The organism is Burkholderia sp. Ac-20365 (assembly GCF_017104715.1).
In the GTDB taxonomy this organism is placed as follows: Bacteria; Pseudomonadota; Gammaproteobacteria; order Burkholderiales; family Burkholderiaceae; genus Paraburkholderia.
Genome location: NZ_JAAGPI010000001.1, coordinates 415,711 through 434,406 on the forward strand (window position 1 = coordinate 415,711; position 18,696 = coordinate 434,406).

An 18,696-nucleotide genomic window follows, 5' to 3' on the forward strand; every position below is an offset into this window, starting at 1 on the left:
TGAAGCTGATTGATGAGGTGGGGCTGTTGAAGACGTAACCCTGGCTCGCGCTATTGGCTGCGGTGTTTTCGCCTGGTGTTTGGGTATGTGGCTGGGGGTTGGGGTTGATTGTGATTGTTGGCGATTGACTATTGTCGACCGGCTTATTGTTGTCAGTTTGCAATGACAGACCGCTTCGATCAATAACGGTACTGAAAGAAGAGCCAGTCGTAACATTTCATACGCTCATCATCAGTGAGCCGTCCGGTAGGACAATCGTGGTGAGGGTCTGGATAGTCGCACCGGTCCCTGTATTGATGATGTTGATTCGCGACGAGTCGTACGTATCGCTCTGCAGCAGATAACTGCCGCTTTGTACAGAAATTGCGGGTGCGCCGCCAGAACCGTTGCGGTAGTAACCGTTGTAGAGGGTCTGTCCTAGGGCCGCAGCAACTGTAGCCTCGCAGGCGGAATTAATCCCGCAAGTCGAGGCAAGCTCGTTGACAATTTTGGAGTTCCCATTCAAGGCCGCAACGATTGCATGATCAGCTGCGTCATATAGGGTGACGTCATTGGACAGAGGGAGGCCAGTCGTCGAATCGACCTTGAATAAATCGCCACCACCCGCGGATTGCAACTTACCCGCTTTGAACAGGTTGAGATCGGCCTCAGATAGCACGTTGTATGCGTTTATCTCGGCACGCCCTTCTCCCGTAAGTCCGTCACCGCCAAAGCGCGGACCTTCCGGATCAAAATAATGACCAAGCTCATGCGCTACGACTTCCGCTAGTACGTATCCCGGGCTCTTGAATGGATCGTCGGGAAGCAACGAAGTGATCGTGATAAGTCCATTGGCATCAGTAATGCCAAGTACTGGAACATTCTGGCCGGAGGAGCCCAAGCCGTTCATCGGCCCGATGACAATCTGCACGTCATGCTGCTGTAAGTACGTATTCAGTTGTGTTTTGAATTGCTCTGAGGAGTTGACGAGATTCAAAAAATCCTGAAACGTCGAACTATTTGTGCCGCCAAACGCAGTAGCCACTGCTGCCAGTCCTGGATTATTCGCGGAAATATTTTCTTGTGTCATCGTCGGAGTTGCTTGGATAATTATTCTTTAATAAATTTTTGGAATGTGATGTTTTTTAGACATCCACTAGGGACGTAAGTTAAGACGATAGGAGCACGCGATATCTCCCCTCCTAACCCTTGCGAATACCGAACGCCAGTGGGATCTGTTTGTAGCGTTGGAGGCACATTCCAGTGGCTTGAAACTCTCAGATTGTCACTTCCATAAATGCGCTCGATAGTCTGATCCGTTATGCAGATTTGTTCGTTGTTGATTTCGATATAAAGGCTGATCAACCGCTCATTGTTATGGAGATCGTCGTCGGTTATTCCATATCTTAATGAGGTAATAATGAAAAAATGCTGATCGATCGCATCTCGGCGTGACGCAAAACCTTGGGTTTGTAACGTAATGGAGTCGACTGGATCAGTTACTGTGAGATCAAAGAGGCTAACAATCTGTTGGAAATCAGTGATTAAATCAGGATGATCCATCAGCGAGCGCAATCTTAGCCAGAACTCAGTCTGATCGGGGCCCATATGCAAGGTCTCAATAAGTGCGTTTCTTCCTCGCACCAAGACAAATTCCTCGGAAGCATCCCTCGCCCTAGCTGTAGATGCCAGGCTTGCTTCAATTAGACATAGCATCGAGACCAGAAACCATTTTTTCCAAATGCAAGAGTTGCGTACGAATGTCAAGACTTTCGAGAACATGATAATCGCACTGAGCATGAGTCTAATGTCTCGGTGATTCATCGTATTTTGATGTTGAAGTATTTTATTTCTTGGTATGGAAGATTAGTGGCGGTATCTATCCTAATGTGCCATTAGGATTGCGATATATTTGCAGTGATGGAATGTAACCGAACGAAACCCGGTGGTGTGAAAAAAAATGCAAAACATGACTTCGAAATCATTTCGTATTGTTATAGAACATAATTTGCTCAATTTTCAGAATTTGATGATTGATTTCCCCGGATGTTCTGCTAGTTTTTCCGCCAACCAACCTGGTTCCACGCGCTGATCCAACTCGGGTTGGTATGCATACCTCCCTGAACCCATGCAACTTGAGTGTCGCGCACTTGCCTCTGCAGTATGCCGCGCTGGTGTCACAGACCACTGGAGTTCTGTGCGAAGCCGGCGAGGGACAGCTCTTCATCAACATTTGAACAATGAAAAACACCGATTTCAGTCGAATCACAATAGTCTCAGTAACAGGATTGCCCGATGCCACAAGCGCAGCGAACGCGCTTGCGCTTAGTCAAAAAAATATGCCGGGAGCCCGTGTCCTGCTATGCAGTCCCAAGGCCCCTGATAACCTTGCAAAGGGAATCGAGCATCGGGCAATTGCGCCATTGAACTATCACGAGTACAGCTGGTTCATGATGTTTGCGCTGTGGCGGGTGATTGAAACCGAATACGCGCTCATTGTTCAGGACGATGGCTGGGTACTCGATGCCAGCAACTGGGACGATGCCTTTTTCGACTACGACTACGTCGGACCGATGGTTCATGTCGCACGGGTCGAGACAGCAGATGAAACGCGATGGCTGCATCGGTACGCGTGGAGTTATGAACTGCAGAAACCCGGCACGATAGTCCATCCGGTGTTGAATGGTGGGTTTTGCTTGCGAAGCCGCCGCATGATGCGTGCGCTCATCGATCACCCGGAAATCAAGGTACATGTACCACCGCCTGACGACGCAGTGGGTGACCCTTTGAAGATGAACTGGGCGAACAACGCCCTGAACGAAGACGTTCAGCTCACCGCAATCTTGCGGCCCTCATTGCAAGCGGTCGGGTTCAAGTTCGCGCCGGTCGATGTATGTTTGAAGTTCGGTATCGAGCATGCGGGCGCTGTGCACCGAAACTTGGACATGATGCAACTCTTCGGTCATCATTGCAGATGGAGAAAGCTGGTGAGTATCGATCCTCCGACAATCCGGTATGGTTGCAAACGAAGCAGGGCCGAGAAAGCGTTCCGCGAGATGGACATTGTGCGAATGCTTGAGCAACGCGGTTATCGGATCATCTTCGACCGGGAGACAGCGTAGTCAGAAGCGTATTCAGATGGAAAGCGCTAGCAAATCTGCCGCGACGGGTTTGGTGCGCCACGTTTCACCAGCGTCATGAGCGCGACGGAGAGAATGCTAATAAAAGCCCGCAGGCGTCGGACTATGGCGCTGCGCGGCTCATCGCTCACAACTCCAGCTCCAAAAACCGCGTCCCCTGCACAGGATTAAACACATAAGCCGAAATCGGCCTGAACCCCAATGAAGCATAAAGCCGCTGCGCAGCCTGCATGGTAGGCAAAGTATCGAGCCGCATCTTCCTGTATCCAGCTTCACGTGCAGCCTGCATAACGACCTGCGCAAGACGCCTGCCTAACTGCTCACCACGCCCTTCAGGCCGCACATAAAGCCGCTTCATTTCGCAGATATCAAACTCAAAAGCCCGCAGAGCGACACACCCAACCAATCGATGGCCACGCCACGCAAGCAAAACTACCCCATCCGGCGACGCATACTTCCCGGGCAACTTATCCAGTTCCCGATCAAAATCCTAAAAACTCAAATCGATCCCGAGACCATCCGCGTACTCACGAAAAATCGCGCGTACATCGTGCAGATCCTCGGGAAAACGTGCGGGCCGAATATCGATCATCGAAGTCTTCCTGCCGATGCGTGATACGTAATACATGCAGTGTAGACGTGAATACCGATCCGTTCCTGATAGCGGAATAGCGGGAACGAAAAAAAGCCCGCACAAGGCGGGCAAGAGATCAAGGCAGAGAGATAGTCAGATTCGCCGACTGCGGCCCAAGCCGGATAATCTGCGAATACGGTGAGAGCGACCGCAACGTCGCATCCTTCAGATACGTATTGAGCCCAAGAAACGCAACGAGTCCAACAAGTGCAAACACTGCGCCAATCGTCCACAACGGCACTTCACGCTTGAGCCGATGCGCAATCTGATCGGGCAACGTCCAGTGCGGCGCGAACGGCGCACGCTTGCCCTTCATATGCGCAATTTCATCGCCGAGACGCGCAGTCAGATACGCGAGCTTCTCAGGCCCTTCAAGCAGATATTTACCCTGAAAACCCAGCAGCAAACACATATGAAACACCTCGAGCGATTGAAGACGCGCAGCACCTTGCGCGCGACATTCCTCGAGATGCTGAAAGAACTTCTCACCCGCCAGTTGCTCACCGAATAAAGCAAGCTGCAGCGGACGGCGCTCCCACTCCGTGCGGATCGCAAACGGCGACGACAGCACCATTTCATCGACAGCCGCGCAGAACGCGAACTTCGCCGTGTACGCATCTTCAGCCGCGACATCGAGCTTCTTCGCGCCGCGTTCGAAATCACCCAGAAACTGCTGGATGCGATTCATGAACTCGCCAGCATTGCCCGGCTCGCGTCCATTCTTCAACAGAAACAGCATGAAGAAACCGTCATACAGCAGATCGAGCAGCGAGCGAACCTGGTAGCTCGGCTGCAATGCCGACGGCGGTATCGCGGACGGCTGCGTATTGGTGTCGAACAGGGAAGGGGCGTAGCTCATGGTGTGACCGCGATAAGTTCGAGTTTGAGATCGTTGAGACCGGACGGCGCGTAAATCGTCGTCGAACGGGCCTGCAACATGCGCTCATAGAGCGCACCGCGTGCTTCCAGCGAGAAATAGCATGCACCCGGCCGCACGGGAATCGCGGGCGGCACTTGCGGTGTGTACACCAGCCGCACGCCGGGCATCGCGGACAGCACGAGCTTGTCGACGTCGTCGGGCGCGCCGACCTTGAAGCGCGCAGGCACGGCATCGACGAGTTCGACCGCAGGCAGATCCGCCGATACCGCGAGGAAGAACTGCGTCTTGTCGTCGATCTTGCCGGAGTCGAGGCGCCCCGCATGGAACGATGGACGCACTTCTTCGAGCGCGATTGCAAAGTAGCGCGTCGAGATCACCGTCTCCAGCAGTTCTCGCAGGATGCCGTCGAGGCGCGCGAATCCCGGACCCGGATCGTCATGCCGATAGGCAGGCAGGTCGGCGAGTGCATAGCCTTTCGAGAACGTCATCAACTGGCCAGCAAGTCGCAGTAATTCCTGAAACAGCCGCTCGGGATGCAGCGCGGAATGCTGATAGAGATGCGCGAGCGCGGCGAACGCGGCACTTGCCGTATGCAGCAGCCAGAATGAGGCAATATCGCCCGACCGGAATTCGATGATGTTCTTGGTCGGCTCGCGATGAAAACCATAGAGCGCATTCACCTTGGCCTGCAATGCGTCGATCAACTGGCGCAACCGTTGATGCAACAGCGGCGACGCATCGATGGCAAGGCAAGGTGGCACGAATGACTCATCGAGTTCGAAGCCGGATGTGGCCGTGCGGCGCACCCGCACGATCGGCACGGACAGCAACTGGTCGCGCGGCTCGCTATGCGCGATCAGCTTCACGCTGGTTTTCAGGAACGTGATGTCGGCTTCGGCGGCGTCGGTGAAGTGGTCCGGCACCACACTTTGTCTGCTGACATAGCGCGACACGAAACCGTCCGCATCGGGGGAATAGTTTTGCCCCGTCTCGCGCACGGGATGCAGCGCGAGATAGAACGTGAATTCATTGATGCCGTCGGGCAGCGTGTCGAGCGCGACGGGCGGCGGCAGTTCGTCGGCCTGCGGCGCAGCGTAAAGCGCGCCGTCCGGGAATACGAGCGAAAGGTCGCTCGCGCGCAGCACGTTGCTGCCTAGCGCATCACGATCGAATCGCACGGAGCGCACGCCCCAGTTGTACGGCTGGATCGCGTGGATCGATTCGAACAGGCGTGCCTCGTGATACGCGTCCTGTCGCTGGAAATGCTGCGGCCTCAGAAAAAGGCCTTCCCCCCAAAGCACCTTTGCGGAATAACTCATCGCGAACCTGTCTTTATGCGGATCACATCTTTAAGCATGGATGGTAATGCCCGAATAAGTGGTATTTCGGGGTTTTACCACGCGCTTTTGTTAATTGTTAAATGACATTTAAACGTCACGTTTAACCACAACTGACCGACGACAGCAAATTCAATGGCTGTGTCGGCAATCCCTGCTCGGGCGGAATCACCGTGCCGTTTGTCACCGTCATTGCACAGTTATGCAGCCCGATCATTATGCCGGATTTCTCCGACTTTCCCGGATCGAAAGCGAACTTCCAGCGCTGCATGGCGGGATCGCGGAATAGCGCCACAATACCGAATGCCTGCGCTTCGTACGATACCTTTTCGGTGACGTTATAGCGTTGGCCGGGAATGAGCGTCACTTCGCGCACGCCTAGCAGGTCGCCACCCAATGTGCTCTTTTCTTTCGCTGGATCAGTAAACGTATCGAAAGGCGCCTGTTGAAAAGAAGTCGGATCTTTCAGCGTATAGAGGCGCACGACAAGTGCTAGCGGGCGCTTGTCATTGGCGGCATTCAGATTGGGCGCGGCATATAAGGTCAAGCCGATATTGCGTGGCGGCTTCTGCGAGTCGGGCACGTCTGGCTTGCCGATTCCCGCGGCCTGCAAGGCCGAGGAGGCTGCCGCGCCGAGCACGCTGACACCCGCGGCGCAACCCGCGAGCAGTGTGCTCGTGACCATACACAATGCGATTAGCGATGCAACCCGGATAGCGCGCGTATTCATTCTGTATAGACCGGCATTCAGCTGGTCACCCCGTTGAATTGTCAATTAAAAACGGTTGATAAGTGGTTCGTTTTCACCCTGCGCATGCGGGTTTGCAAGCGCCGGAATCAAGGTTCGGCAACATGTGAATTCAGGAAATTATTGCCGTTGTTTGATGCGCGATGAATCACGAATGGCAATAAATTACCGGTCATGTTAGCGATATTGTATTGACGCGTTCTCCGAGTTTTCCTTCTGCAGATGAAAGTTGAATTAATAAAAATTGGCCTGTACTATACGCGCGCACTTAGTGCAAAGCAAAACCCGTTTTCTTCCTGATTATAAAATTCGCAACGGCGGTGAAACAACGATGAAAAATCGGCTCTTTACCAGTCTTTCTGGGGCAGTGCTGGTATGCGGCATGATTGCCGGATGCGCTACGCAGGGAAACTCCACTCCGCCTACGCCTGAAGCCTTTAATAAGGCGCTGAGCGACGCAGATACCGTCGCGAAGAATGGCGATCAGGACCGCGCAATCGCGCTTTATCAGCAATTGGCCAAAACCGATCCGACGCGTGAAGAGCCGTGGTCGCGCATTGCGCAGATCCAGTTCACGCAGGGTCATTACGGCCAGGCCATCGTCGCTGCGCAGGAAGCACTGCAGCGCGACCAGACCGACCGTCAGGCAAAGAGCGTATTGGCCGTCGCAGGCTTGCGCGTCGCGACGCAATCGCTCGGCGAACTGCGTCAGGATGCAGCACTCGCGGGCGATGCGAAGTCGGATGCACAGGCGCTCGCCAAACAGCTGCGCGACACGCTCGGCGAAGCCACGCTATTCCCGCCGGATGCCAACGACAAGCAGGCCGCAAAGAAGCGGCGCGTCGTGCGTCATGTCGCGAAGCAGGCGCCCAAGGCAAGCGATTCCACGGACAGCAGCGCGGCCGCGCCGGCTGCTACTGCGCCCGCGCAGGCTCCTGCGGCGCCGGCCGCTGCGCCTGCAAAAGCAGCGCAGAGCGGCGGCGCGTCCGATCCCTTTAGCGCGCTGCGCTGATACCACGCTGGTCTGAACCACACGCACCCGGGAGCCGTCGATGGCCAAGAAAGAAAGTATTCAAAAGCGCTTGCAAAAAGTGCGGCCGCCGCGCGTTCAACTGACCTATGAGGTCGAGCGCGGCGATGCGATCGAAGTGAAAGAACTGCCGTTCGTCGTCGGCGTGGTCGCCGATCTCGCGGGGCAGTCGGAAGTCGAGCAGCCGAAGCTGCGCGACCGCAAGTTCGTCAATATCGACCGCGACAATTTCGACGACGTGATGAAGGCCATCGAGCCGCGCGCGGCGTTTCAGGTCGAAAACCGCCTGAGCGATGCGGGTGGCAAGTTCGGCGTCGATCTGCGTTTCCGTTCGATGGCGGACTTCAATCCCGACGAAGTAGTCGCGCAAATCGAACCGCTGCGCCGTCTTCTCGAAGCGCGTTCGAAACTCGCGGATCTGCGCAACAAGCTGGCCGGTAACGACAAGCTCGAAGATCTGCTCGGCGAAGTGCTGAAGAACACGCAGCAGTTGCAATCGCTGGCGGGCGCGACGCAACGTGCCGAAGGCGATAGCGCAGACGGCTCCGACGAGAACAAGTAGCCTGATCAGGCACCGGGGGTAACATGAATCAGCAAGCGGCTGCAGCCCAGTATTCCGACGCGCAGGTCAGTGAAGGCGCGTCGCTTCTCGATGAAATCGTCGAGAAGAGCAAGGTAGCGAAGTCCGAATCCGAACACGCACGCGCGAAAGATCTGATCGGCGAACTCGTCAGTCAGGTGCTGGATGGCACGGTGATCGTCTCGGACAACCTGTCCGCGACCATCGACGCACGCGTCGCCGAACTCGACCGTCTGATTTCCGACCAGCTGAGCAGCGTGATGCACGCGCCCGAATTCCAGCGCATGGAAAGCACGTGGCGCGGGCTCGATTATCTGTGCAAGGAAAGCAATACCGGTTCGACGATCAAGATCAAGGCACTGCATGCGCCGAAGCGCGATCTCGTGCGCGACTTCAAGACGGCGATCGAATTCGACCAGAGCGCGCTCTTCAAGAAGGTCTATGAAGAAGAGTTCGGTACATTTGGCGGTTCGCCATTCGGCACGCTGATCGGCGACTTCGAGATCACGCGTCAGCCGGAAGACATGTACTTCATCGAGCAGATGTCGCACGTTGCGGCGGCCGCGCACGCGCCGTTCATTACGTCGTCGTCGCCGGAACTGCTCGGACTCGAATCGTTCGCCGATCTCGGCAAGCCGCGCGATCTCGGCAAGGTGTTCGATACCGTCGAATACGCCAAGTGGAAGTCGTTCCGCGACGCAGAAGATTCGCGCTATGTCGGTCTGACATTGCCGCGTTTCCTCGGCCGTCTGCCGTTCAATCCGAAAGACGGCGCAACGGCGGAAGGCTTCAATTTCGTCGAAGACGTGGACGGCACCGATCACAGCAAGTACCTGTGGTGCAACGCCGCGTGGGCATTCGCTGCGCGCCTGACGGCTGCATTCGACGACTTCGGCTGGTGCGCGGCGATTCGCGGCGTGGAAGGCGGCGGTCTCGTCGAAGATCTGCCTACGCATACCTTCAAGACCGACGACGGTGAAATCGCACTGAAGTGCCCGACGGAAATCGCCATTACCGACCGCCGTGAAAAAGAACTGAGCGATCTCGGCTTTATTCCGCTCGTGCATTGCAAGAACTCTGACTACGCCGCGTTCTTCGCCGCGCAGTCCGTGCAGAAGCCTAAAAAATACAACACCGACAGCGCAAATGCGAACTCCGTGCTGTCCGCGCAATTGCAGTACATCTTCTCGGTATCGCGCGTCGCGCACTACCTGAAGGCGATGATGCGCGACAAGATCGGCAGTTTTGCATCGGCGCAAAACGTCGAAGTGTTTCTGAACCGCTGGATCTCGCAATACGTGCTACTCGACGATAACGCGAGCCAGGAACAGAAAGCGCAGTTCCCGCTGCGCGAGGCATCGATTCAGGTCTCGGAAATTCCGGGCAAACCCGGCTCGTATCGTTCGGTCGCATTCCTGCGTCCGCACTTCCAGCTGGATGAGCTTTCCATTTCCCTGCGCCTCGTGGCGGATCTGCCGAAGCCGGCAAATTGATAAACGCAATCAGCTCGCCCGGGTAGGCCGCCCGGGCGACTGTTAAAACCACCTCTTTGGGGAGTCGCGATATTATGAAGGACATCTACTTAAAGTTCGGCAATCCTGCAATCAAGGGTGAATCCGCCGACAAGGACCATCAGGGCTGGATCGAAATCGATTCGTGGACGCATGCGATCACGCAGCCGCGTTCGGCGACGGCATCGACGGCAGGCGGTCACACGTCGGAGCGCTGCGAGCACGCCGACATGGCGTTCACGAAAGACATCGACGTGGTGAGCCCGCTGCTCTATCAACACGCTTCGGGCGGCACGACGTTCGACGAAGTCACCATCGACTTCATGCGTTCGGACGGCGAAGGCAATCGCATCAAGTATCTCGAAGTGAAACTGAAGTACGTGATTATTTCGAGCATTACGCCGAGCGTGGTTGGCGAAGGTCTGCCAACGGAAGCGTTCTCGCTGAAGTACGCTGCTGTGCAATGGAAGTACACGCAGCAGAAGATTGGCGGCAATCAGGGCGGCAATGCGCAAGGTGCATGGAGCTTGACGAAGAACGACAAGACCTACGCGGTCTGATGATGGTGGGTCCGTGCGCCCTCGTGCGCGCGGACCCGTTGACGCAGTACTGCTGAAGTCGCTCGACGCAATCCAATGAAGCGATTCGAACCCAGTTTCTTCGACAAACTGTTCGACGACGAACCGCATGTGCCGGCACCGGCGGCAATGCGGCAATTGTCGCTGGATGAGTTGAAGTCGAATGTCGCGCGCGACGTCGAAGCGATCCTCAATACGCGTATCGCGTTGACGGAAGCCGACCTCGCGGCATTGCCGGAATGCCAGCGCTCGGTGCTCACGTATGGATTGAATGACTTTTCCGGTCTGAGTCTCGCGAGCCATTACGACCGCATGTTCATCTGCAAGTCGATCCAGCAGGCGATCGGCCGGCATGAGCCGCGTTTGCAGCAGGTTGCCGTGACGCTCGAATTGAACGAACAGTCGACCAGCGCGCTGTACTTTGCGATTCAGGCTTTGCTGGTCGTGCATCCGGCAGAAGAGCCGGTGAGTTTCGACGCGATGCTGCATCCGTCGACCTTGCAATACTCGGTGACGCGCGCACGCGCGAAACTGTGATACCGCGAGCCTGCATGCAGGCCAAAGCGGAAAGATCTCGCTCGGGGATGGAGTAATGGAAGAACTGCTGCCGTATTACGAGCGCGAGTTATCGTTTTTGCGTCGTTATTCGCGTGACTTCGCCGAACGCTATCCGAAGATCGCCGCACGTCTCGCGATGACGGGCGAGCATTGCGAAGACCCGCACGTCGAGCGGATGATCGAGTCGTTTGCGCTGCTGGGCGCGCGCATCAACAAGAAGCTCGACGACGACTACCCAGAATTCACAGAAGCACTTTTCGAAGTGCTGTATCCGCATTATTTGCGGCCATTTCCTTCCTGTTCGATTGCGCAATTCGGTTTGTCCGGCAGCATCGGCAATCTGACGCAGCCGACAACGATCGAGCGCGGCACCGAGGTCAAATCGCGCCCGATACGCGGCGTGCAGTGTCGTTTTCGTACAGCATATGACGTCACCCTCGCGCCGGTTCGAATTTCGGAAGCGAAGTACACGTCAGTGGCAATGGCGCCAAGCGCCACTGTGTTGCCGCAGAATGCCACGGGCATGCTGTCGATTACATTCGAATCGACAGCGCCGCAACTCGATCTCGGTACGCTGAAACTGGGTACGTTGCGCACGCATTTGCACGGTGAGCAATCGTTTGTTGCGGCGCTGTCGGACTGTCTTTTCATGCACGCGCTAGGCGCATACGTCGAGCCCGAACGCAATGGCGTATGGAAAGCATTGCGTACCATGCCGATCGAACAGGCAGGGTTCGACGAACGGGATGCGTTGATCGACTATCCCGCGAAATCTCATCCCGCTTATCGGCTATTGACCGAGTACTTTGCGTTTCCGGACAAATTCAGTTTTGCCGATTTCGACCTCGGTGCAATGCTGCGTGCGAGCGGACGCTGCCATCGCATCACGCTGCATGTCGTGCTGAAAGACGTGCGTGGCGATTCGAATATCGCGCGCCTGCTCGATGCGTTCCTTGCGCAAAACCTCCGGCTTTTCTGCACACCTGTCGTCAATCTGTTCAAGCAGCACGGTGAGCCGATCCGTATCAATCATCAGGCGGTGTCGTATCCGGTAGTGGCGGAAGCGCGTCGTGCGTTCGCGTACGAAGTCTATTCGATCGATTCCGTGCGGCTCGTGCGTCAGCAGGCGCATGGTGAGTCGGTGACGGAGTTTCGTCCGTTCTATTCGCTGCATCACGGAGAGACGGCGCGCGCGGGACACTACTGGTTTGCGCGCCGAAATGACTGGGTTGCGCAGAAAAGCCCCGGCTACGAGACGGAAATCTCGATCGTCGATATCGACTTCGAACCGTCCGCGCCGCAAACGGATACGCTCAGCGTCGATCTGACCTGTACCAATCGCGATCTGCCTGCGCAGCTCGCGGCGGGTCTCGAAGGCGGTGATCTGTTTCTCGAAGGCGGCTCGCTGGCGAGTACCTTGACACTATTACGCCGGCCCACGCCGAGCGTTCGCTTCGAGCGGGGCCGTTCCGCACATTGGCGTCTGATTTCGCATCTAGCGCTCAATCACGTCTCGCTTGCGGGCAGTGGGCTGTCGGCGCTAAAGGAAATGCTTGCGCTATACGATCTGCGGCGCACGGCGGTATCGGCGCGTCATGTGGACGGCATTACGGGCATCGATCAGCGCGCGGCTGTGCAGTGGTTGCCGGGCAATCCGTTCGCCACGTTCGTGCGCGGCCTCGAAGTGCGTATGACCGTCGACGAAGAACATTTCGTCGGCGCGAGTCTCGCGTCGTTCGTCGGCGTGATCGATCGATTCTTTGGGCTGTATGTGCATCTGAACAGCTTTGTGCAACTGGTCGTCGTGTCGAAGCGCACAGGCGAGGAGATCTTGCGATGCAAACCGCGCAGCGGCGAATCGATCCTGGCGTAGTCGAGCAACTGCTCGACGAACCGCACCGCTTCCAGTTCTTTCAGGCGGTGCGTCTGCTGGAAAAGTGGTTCGGACAGGAAGCGTCCCAGCGTACGGGCGATGTGGTCGCGCAGCGCATGATGTTTCGCACGACGCTATCGCTCGCATTTCCACCCAGCGAAATTCATTCGGCGATGTCGTACGACGAAGACGGCAATCCGCTGAAGGACAAGGCGCAGCGTACGGCTGCGTTGATCGATGACTCGATCGACAAGGTCGATCTGACGCCGGCATTCTTTGGCATGCTCGGCGGGCAGGGCGCATTGCCGCTGAACTACACCGAGCAACTGATCAGCCGCGAGCAGTTGTCGCGCGATCGTGCTGCACGTGAGTTTTTCGATGTGTTCTCGAATCGCGCGACGGCGCTTTTCTACGCGGCATGGAAAAAGTACCGCTTGCCGTTTCATTATGAACTCGATCGCGACGAGCGGTACTTGCCGCTGCTGCTGTCGTTGGCGGGTGTAGGTGACGCCGATACGCGCGCGAGTCTGCAAGCCGGAAAAGGCGCACTGTTCGACGAAGCGATTGCGGGCTATGCGCTCGCTGCGCGTCATCGCCCGGTTTCTGCGGCGTATTTGCAGCGCAATCTGTCCGAGTACTTCAACGTGCCCGTGCATGTCGATCAGTTCATCGGCAAATGGTACGACGTGCCGCGCGATCAGTTGACGGTGCTGGGTGGCGTCAATGCAACGCTCGGCGCGACAGCGCTGGCGGGCACGCGTGTGTGGCAACGCGACATGCGCGTGCGTCTCGTGATCGGCCCGTTGAAGAAGGCCGATTACGAAGCGTTCCTGCCCGGCGCAGAGCGGGCGGTTGCACTCGAACGGATGTTGACGCTTCTCGCAGGCGTCACGCTCGAATATGAAGTGAAGCTGAAACTGCGTCACGAAGACGTTGGCCCCAGCATTCTCGGCAAAGGTTCTCGCCTCGGCTGGGACGCGTTCCTGTGCACGCATGACGTGACCGAGGATCGCGCGGACGCACGCTACGAACTGCACGTGATCCATTGACCGCACACAAAGAACAACGACACAAGAGTCCGCCATGAGCACGCCACTGAAGACCCTGATCGCCAAACTCAACCCGACTTGCCGCCAGGCTGCGGAACTGGCCGCGAGTCGCTGCCTGTCGCGCGGTCATTACGAGGTCGATCTGGAGCACCTGTTTGGCGCGTTACTCGATGAACCGTCAACGGACGTGCCGCTCGTCATGCGCGCGAGCGGTATCGACGCGAATGCGTTGCGCGACGATCTCGAACGCGAGCTGGAACGGTTAAAAACGGGCAACACGCGTACGCCCGTGTTTTCAGTGCATCTGATTGCACTGTTCGAGCAGGCGTGGCTGATCGCTTCGCTTGATTCGCAAATCGCGCGGATTCGCTCCGGGCATCTGTTGCTCGCGTTGCTGAGCGCGCCCGATCTTGCCCAGTTCGCACAGCGCATGTCGCCGCTGTTTACAAAAGTGCGCGTGACGGATCTGAAGCACAAGTTCGACGAACTGACGCAAGGTTCGCGTGAAAGTGAAGGAGCGTCGTCGACATCTCCGGAAAACGCATCCGCTTCGGACCACACAACCCGCACTAACACCGCATCGAGAACACCCGCGCTCGATACCTACACGACGAACCTCACACAGCGCGCCCGCGACGGTCATATCGACCCTGTCATCGGCCGCGAAGCGGAGATCCGCCAGACCATCGATATTCTGATGCGCCGCCGCCAGAATAATCCGATCATGACGGGCGAGGCGGGCGTCGGTAAAACGGCTGTAGTCGAAGGGCTCGCGTTGCGCATCGCCGCGGATGACGTGCCGCCGCCGTTGCGCGGCGTCGCACTGCATGTGCTCGATATGGGACTGCTGCAAGCGGGTGCGAGCGTGAAGGGCGAGTTCGAGAATCGCCTGAAGAGCGTGATCGACGAAGTGAAGAAGAGTGCGCATCCCATCATTCTCTTCATCGACGAAGCGCATACGATCATCGGCGCGGGCGGCACGGCGGGACAGAACGATGCGGCCAATCTGCTGAAACCAGCGTTGGCGCGCGGCGAGTTGCGCACGATCGCTGCGACAACCTGGAGTGAGTACAAGAAGTACTTCGAGAAAGACGCCGCACTTGCACGGCGTTTCCAGGTCGTGAAGATCGAAGAGCCGGATGAAACCCTCGCGGCCGCGATGTTGCGCGGCATGTCCGCGCTGATGGAGAAGCACTTCAACGTCCGCATTCTCGACAATGCCATTACGGAAGCGGTGCGCCTGTCGCACCGCTATATCAGCGGACGTCAGTTGCCGGACAAGGCGATCAGCGTACTCGATACGGCCTGTGCGAAAGTCGCACTCGCGCAGAGCGCGACGCCCGCTGCAATCGATGATACGAACAAGCGGCTCGAACGCATCGACGCCGAAGTCGCCGCATTGGAGCGCGAAGCGGCGAGCGGTGTGTCGCACGATGAACGCCTCACGGCATTGAGCGAACAGCGTGCGACGGAAGTCGAGCGGCTCGAGCACGACAAGGCGCGATATGAGAAAGAGCGCGCAATTGTCGGTGAAGTTGTCGCATTGCGCGAAAAGATCGATGCTGCCCGCGAAGGCAAGCAGCATGACGCAGAACTTTCGGGTCTTCGCGAAGAACTCGAACGTCGGGTCGCAGAGCTTGCAGAATTACAGAAGACCACGCCGATGGTGCCGTTGCAGGTCGATGCACATGTCGTCGCTGAAATTGTCGCGTCATGGACAGGCATTCCGCTTGGCCGCATGGTGAAGGACGAGTTGCGCACGGTGCTCAATCTGCAGCCGTTGCTGACGGAACGCGTGATCGGACAGGATCATGCACTGGAAGCGATTGCGCAGCGAGTGCGCACGGCCAGCGCAAATCTCGAAGATCCGAACAAGCCGCGCGGCGTGTTCATGTTCGTCGGGCCATCCGGGGTCGGCAAGACGGAGACGGCGCTTGCGCTGGCCGACATCCTGTATGGCGGCGAGCGCAAGATGATCACCATCAATATGAGCGAGTATCAGGAGGCGCACAGCGTGTCCGGCCTGAAGGGTTCGCCGCCGGGTTATGTCGGCTATGGCGAAGGCGGTGTGTTGACGGAGGCCGTGCGACGCAATCCTTATTCGGTCGTATTGCTCGATGAAGTCGAAAAGGCGCACCCGGATGTGCTGGAAATGTTCTTCCAGGTATTCGACAAAGGCACGATGGATGATGCCGAAGGGCGCGAGATCGATTTTCGCAATACGCTGATCATATTGACGTCGAATGTCGGTTCGTCTGCGGTGATGCAGGCATGCCTGAACAGGAGCGCAGACGAAATGCCCGATGCCGATGGACTCGCGGAAATGCTGCGTCCGCAGTTGTACAAGGCGTTCAAGCCGGCATTTCTCGGCCGCATGAAAGTCGTGCCTTACTACCCGATTTCCGATGATGTACTCGCCGAAATTATCGATCTCAAACTCGAACGTATTCGCCGTCGTGTAGAAGCCAACCACAAGGCGGTGTTCGAGTGGGATGAATCGCTCGTCGATGCAGTACTGGCGCGTTGCACGGAAGTCGATTCGGGCGCGCGCAATGTCGATCACATTCTTAACGGCACCTTGCTGCCCGAAATCGCGCAGCATGTGCTCGAACGAATCGCCGATGGCGTATCCATCAAGCGTATCGGCGCACGTGCTACCGAAGCCGGCGATTTCGAATACACCGTTGTCTGAGATTCTCCCGAAACATGCCGACCAATTTCATCACATTGCTTGAACCGATCAGCGACGCTTCGCCATGCGGCGACGATCTGCTGTTTTCCGCCGAATTCGATGCAATCCAGCATGCACGCCGTTTCGATGATGCGTCGCTGGATCAGGGCGAGTGGGTGACCGAAATCAAGGAAGCCGACTGGTCGTTCGTGATCGAGCAGTGCACGGCCATGCTGAAAATGCAGACCAAAGATCTGCGCCTTGCCGCCTGGTTGACGGAAGCGCTGGCGATCGAAGAAGGCGCGGTAGGGCTCACGCAAGGTTATTCGCTGCTCGCGGGCCTGTGCGAGCGCTACTGGAACAGCGTGCATCCGCTCGTCGATGGCGACGATGCGGAGTACCGGCTCGGCAATATCGGCTGGCTGGTAGTGCGCACGGCGGAATTGCTGCGCGCATTGCCGGTCACGCAGGCGCCGGGCAACTCGTTCAGCACACTCGATTGGGACGTGGCGACGCATGTTGCGCAGGCGATCAGGCGCGACCCCGAACATGCGGACGATATTGCACGCGGCAAGCCATCGAACGAACAGATCGAGATGTCGAAGCGCGCGACGCAGCCTGCGTTCTACACAGTTTTGCTAGCGGATCTGCGCGCGTTCGAAGCGGCGATGCTGTCGCTCGAAAGCGAACTGGAGCGTCACGCAGGCGACGACGCGCCGAGTTTCCGCCAGGCGAAGGAAGCATATGAGGCCGTATATCGGCTGACGGAGCGCTTTGCGAAGGACGTAGGCGCGAACACGCAGACGCAGGCGCAAGTACAGCCACAACAACAAGCCGTCGAAGAACGAAGCGAGCCGTCGTTCAGGACGGCGCCGCTGGAGGAGCCGCCGTTGCCTACGTCAACCACGATCGCGCCGAATCCGACGCCAGGTGTCATTCAAAACCGGGCGCAGGCGGTTGCGCAATTGCGCGCGGTCGCCAGCTTCTTTCGTCGCACGGAGCCGCACAGCCCGGCAGCGTATCTCGCCGACAAGGCCGCGGAGTGGGCGGAGATGCCGTTGCATCAATGGCTCGCGACCGTCGTCAAGGACGACGGCACGCTTTCTCATATCCGTGAGATGCTGGGCGTGAAGCCCGAAGAGAACAACTAGCCGCTAATGCACACATGCGCGCTGTTCGAAAGGACTGACAGCGCGCATCGCATCACGACCCGGCGCGGAATTCGATGCGTCGATTGCGTGCTCGGCCATCGGCCGTATCGTTCGATGCAATCGGTTGATCCGGCCCGACGCCGAGCGTCGACAGTTGCTGTGGCGAAATGCCCTTCGCAACGAGATAACCTTTCACGGCGTCCGCGCGTGCCTGGCTCAGTGCGACATTGGTCGAGCGATTGCCGGACGCGTCCGTGTGGCCGATGATCGCAACCTGCCGCGTCGTCATCTTCGCGAGCACGGCCGCCATCTGATCGAGAATTGCGCGGCCTTGCGGCGTCAGCGTTGCGCTGCCTGTTTCGAATTCGATCGTTCGATTCGCGAGCGTCTGATCGAGCATGCCCTGTTCGGACGCGCTGACGCGCAATGCGTTCCTGATCGTATAGGTTGGGTTCAGTGCGTTCGCCATGTCGCTCGCAAGCTGCTGGCGTTGCGCTTCGTTGCGCACTTCGCCCTTCACTTCAATCGACGTGCCGTCGATTTTCAACTGCCCCTTGCTGATCTGCTTCAACTCCGGCCCGATCAGTTTCTGTACGTTCGCGCTCCAGTTGGGCGGCGTCGCCACATCGCCGATCTCGATCTGGTCGACCACGTTCGCTGCGCCATACGTATCCCGCAAGCGCGCGAGCACGGCGGCTTTGGTTGCTTCATCGGGCAGCTTGCCGCCGACTACGACCTGGCCCGGCGCAGCATTCGCGGCGGGCGGCGCGGACGTAAGGGTGCCGGTAGCCACCGGCGCAGATGTATTCGGCGCGGAAGCGGGCGCGGGCAGCACAGTCGTATGAATCTTGATGCCGCTGTTATCGACGGGCGTGACGTTCGCGGGCCCGGCATTGTCTGCCAACGTCGCGCCGCTCGCCGTGGCGGCCAACAGCGCCGCCGCGATCACGTTGAGCCTGATTCGCTTCGTCATTGCT

At 57.6% G+C, this 18,696-nt stretch carries 17 protein-coding genes; 10 read left to right on the forward strand and 7 right to left on the reverse strand.

Annotation, left to right across the window (positions count from 1 at the left end):
- Nucleotides 1–217: 217 nt before the first annotated feature.
- A complete protein-coding gene (locus tag G3O01_RS01665; protein ID WP_205802695.1) occupies nt 218–1,069 on the reverse strand; it encodes a hypothetical protein in 852 nt (283 codons plus the stop codon).
- Between the two features lie 20 nt (nt 1,070–1,089).
- Entirely contained in the window at nt 1,090–1,779 is a 690-nt protein-coding gene (locus G3O01_RS01670; RefSeq protein ID WP_205802696.1) for a hypothetical protein, read from the reverse strand.
- Between the two features lie 440 nt (nt 1,780–2,219).
- Between G3O01_RS01670 and G3O01_RS01675 the strand changes: the two genes are divergently transcribed.
- Entirely contained in the window at nt 2,220–3,101 is an 882-nt protein-coding gene (locus G3O01_RS01675; protein WP_205802697.1) for a DUF5672 family protein, read from the forward strand.
- 145 nt (nt 3,102–3,246) lie between these two features.
- On the opposite strand, the gene G3O01_RS01680 is transcribed toward G3O01_RS01675, so the two are convergent.
- From G3O01_RS01680 to tssJ, 4 genes are all read right to left on the reverse strand, one after another.
- Nucleotides 3,247–3,585 carry a GNAT family N-acetyltransferase gene (locus G3O01_RS01680; RefSeq protein ID WP_346779138.1) on the reverse strand — a complete coding sequence of 113 codons (339 nt, stop codon included), beginning with the start codon at nt 3,583–3,585 and terminating at the stop codon, nt 3,247–3,249.
- 244 nt (nt 3,586–3,829) lie between these two features.
- Entirely contained in the window at nt 3,830–4,612 is a 783-nt protein-coding gene (gene icmH, locus G3O01_RS01685; RefSeq protein ID WP_205802698.1) for a type IVB secretion system protein IcmH/DotU, read from the reverse strand.
- Entirely contained in the window at nt 4,609–5,952 is a 1,344-nt protein-coding gene (gene tssK, locus G3O01_RS01690; RefSeq protein WP_205802699.1) for a type VI secretion system baseplate subunit TssK, read from the reverse strand. The genes icmH and tssK overlap by 4 nt, the downstream gene beginning before the upstream one ends.
- Nucleotides 5,953–6,073: 121 nt before the next feature.
- Nucleotides 6,074–6,700, reverse strand: coding sequence for a type VI secretion system lipoprotein TssJ (gene tssJ / locus G3O01_RS01695; RefSeq protein ID WP_205802700.1), 627 nt, complete (start codon nt 6,698–6,700; stop codon nt 6,074–6,076).
- Nucleotides 6,701–7,049: 349 nt separating this feature from the next.
- Here tssJ and G3O01_RS01700 point away from each other — a divergent pair, with 349 nt between their 5' ends.
- The 9 genes from G3O01_RS01700 (at nt 7,050) to tssA (ending at nt 17,719) form a co-directional block, all read left to right on the forward strand.
- Nucleotides 7,050–7,730: a tetratricopeptide repeat protein gene (locus tag G3O01_RS01700; RefSeq protein WP_205802701.1), complete on the forward strand. Its 681-nt coding sequence runs from the start codon at nt 7,050–7,052 to the stop codon at nt 7,728–7,730.
- Between the two features lie 40 nt (nt 7,731–7,770).
- Nucleotides 7,771–8,310, forward strand: a complete 540-nt coding sequence (gene tssB, locus G3O01_RS01705; protein WP_205802702.1) for a type VI secretion system contractile sheath small subunit — start codon at nt 7,771–7,773, stop codon at nt 8,308–8,310.
- A gap of 23 nt (nt 8,311–8,333) precedes the next feature.
- Nucleotides 8,334–9,821 (forward strand): type VI secretion system contractile sheath large subunit, encoded by a 1,488-nt coding sequence (gene tssC / locus G3O01_RS01710; protein ID WP_205802703.1) that lies wholly within the window; start codon nt 8,334–8,336, stop codon nt 9,819–9,821.
- 74 nt (nt 9,822–9,895) lie between these two features.
- Nucleotides 9,896–10,399: a type VI secretion system tube protein Hcp gene (locus G3O01_RS01715; protein WP_035995719.1), complete on the forward strand. Its 504-nt coding sequence runs from the start codon at nt 9,896–9,898 to the stop codon at nt 10,397–10,399.
- Nucleotides 10,400–10,474: 75 nt separating this feature from the next.
- The gene (gene tssE, locus G3O01_RS01720; RefSeq protein WP_205802704.1) at nt 10,475–10,954 is read left to right on the forward strand and encodes a type VI secretion system baseplate subunit TssE; all 480 of its coding nucleotides are present in this window, start codon (nt 10,475–10,477) and stop codon (nt 10,952–10,954) included.
- 55 nt (nt 10,955–11,009) lie between these two features.
- Nucleotides 11,010–12,848 carry a type VI secretion system baseplate subunit TssF gene (gene tssF / locus G3O01_RS01725; protein ID WP_205802705.1) on the forward strand — a complete coding sequence of 613 codons (1,839 nt, stop codon included), beginning with the start codon at nt 11,010–11,012 and terminating at the stop codon, nt 12,846–12,848.
- The gene (gene tssG, locus G3O01_RS01730; protein ID WP_205802706.1) at nt 12,812–13,897 is read left to right on the forward strand and encodes a type VI secretion system baseplate subunit TssG; all 1,086 of its coding nucleotides are present in this window, start codon (nt 12,812–12,814) and stop codon (nt 13,895–13,897) included. Before tssF ends, tssG begins: the two co-directional genes overlap by 37 nt.
- Nucleotides 13,898–13,931: 34 nt before the next feature.
- On the forward strand, nt 13,932–16,589 hold the full coding sequence (gene tssH, locus G3O01_RS01735; RefSeq protein WP_205802707.1) for a type VI secretion system ATPase TssH: 2,658 nt from the start codon (nt 13,932–13,934) through the stop codon (nt 16,587–16,589).
- Between the two features lie 14 nt (nt 16,590–16,603).
- Nucleotides 16,604–17,719 (forward strand): type VI secretion system protein TssA, encoded by a 1,116-nt coding sequence (gene tssA / locus G3O01_RS01740; protein WP_205802708.1) that lies wholly within the window; start codon nt 16,604–16,606, stop codon nt 17,717–17,719.
- Nucleotides 17,720–17,771: 52 nt separating this feature from the next.
- On the opposite strand, the gene G3O01_RS01745 is transcribed toward tssA, so the two are convergent.
- Complete coding sequence (locus tag G3O01_RS01745; protein ID WP_205802709.1) at nt 17,772–18,692, reverse strand: OmpA family protein; 921 nt, start codon at nt 18,690–18,692, stop codon at nt 17,772–17,774.
- Between the last annotated feature and the right edge of the window lie 4 nt (nt 18,693–18,696).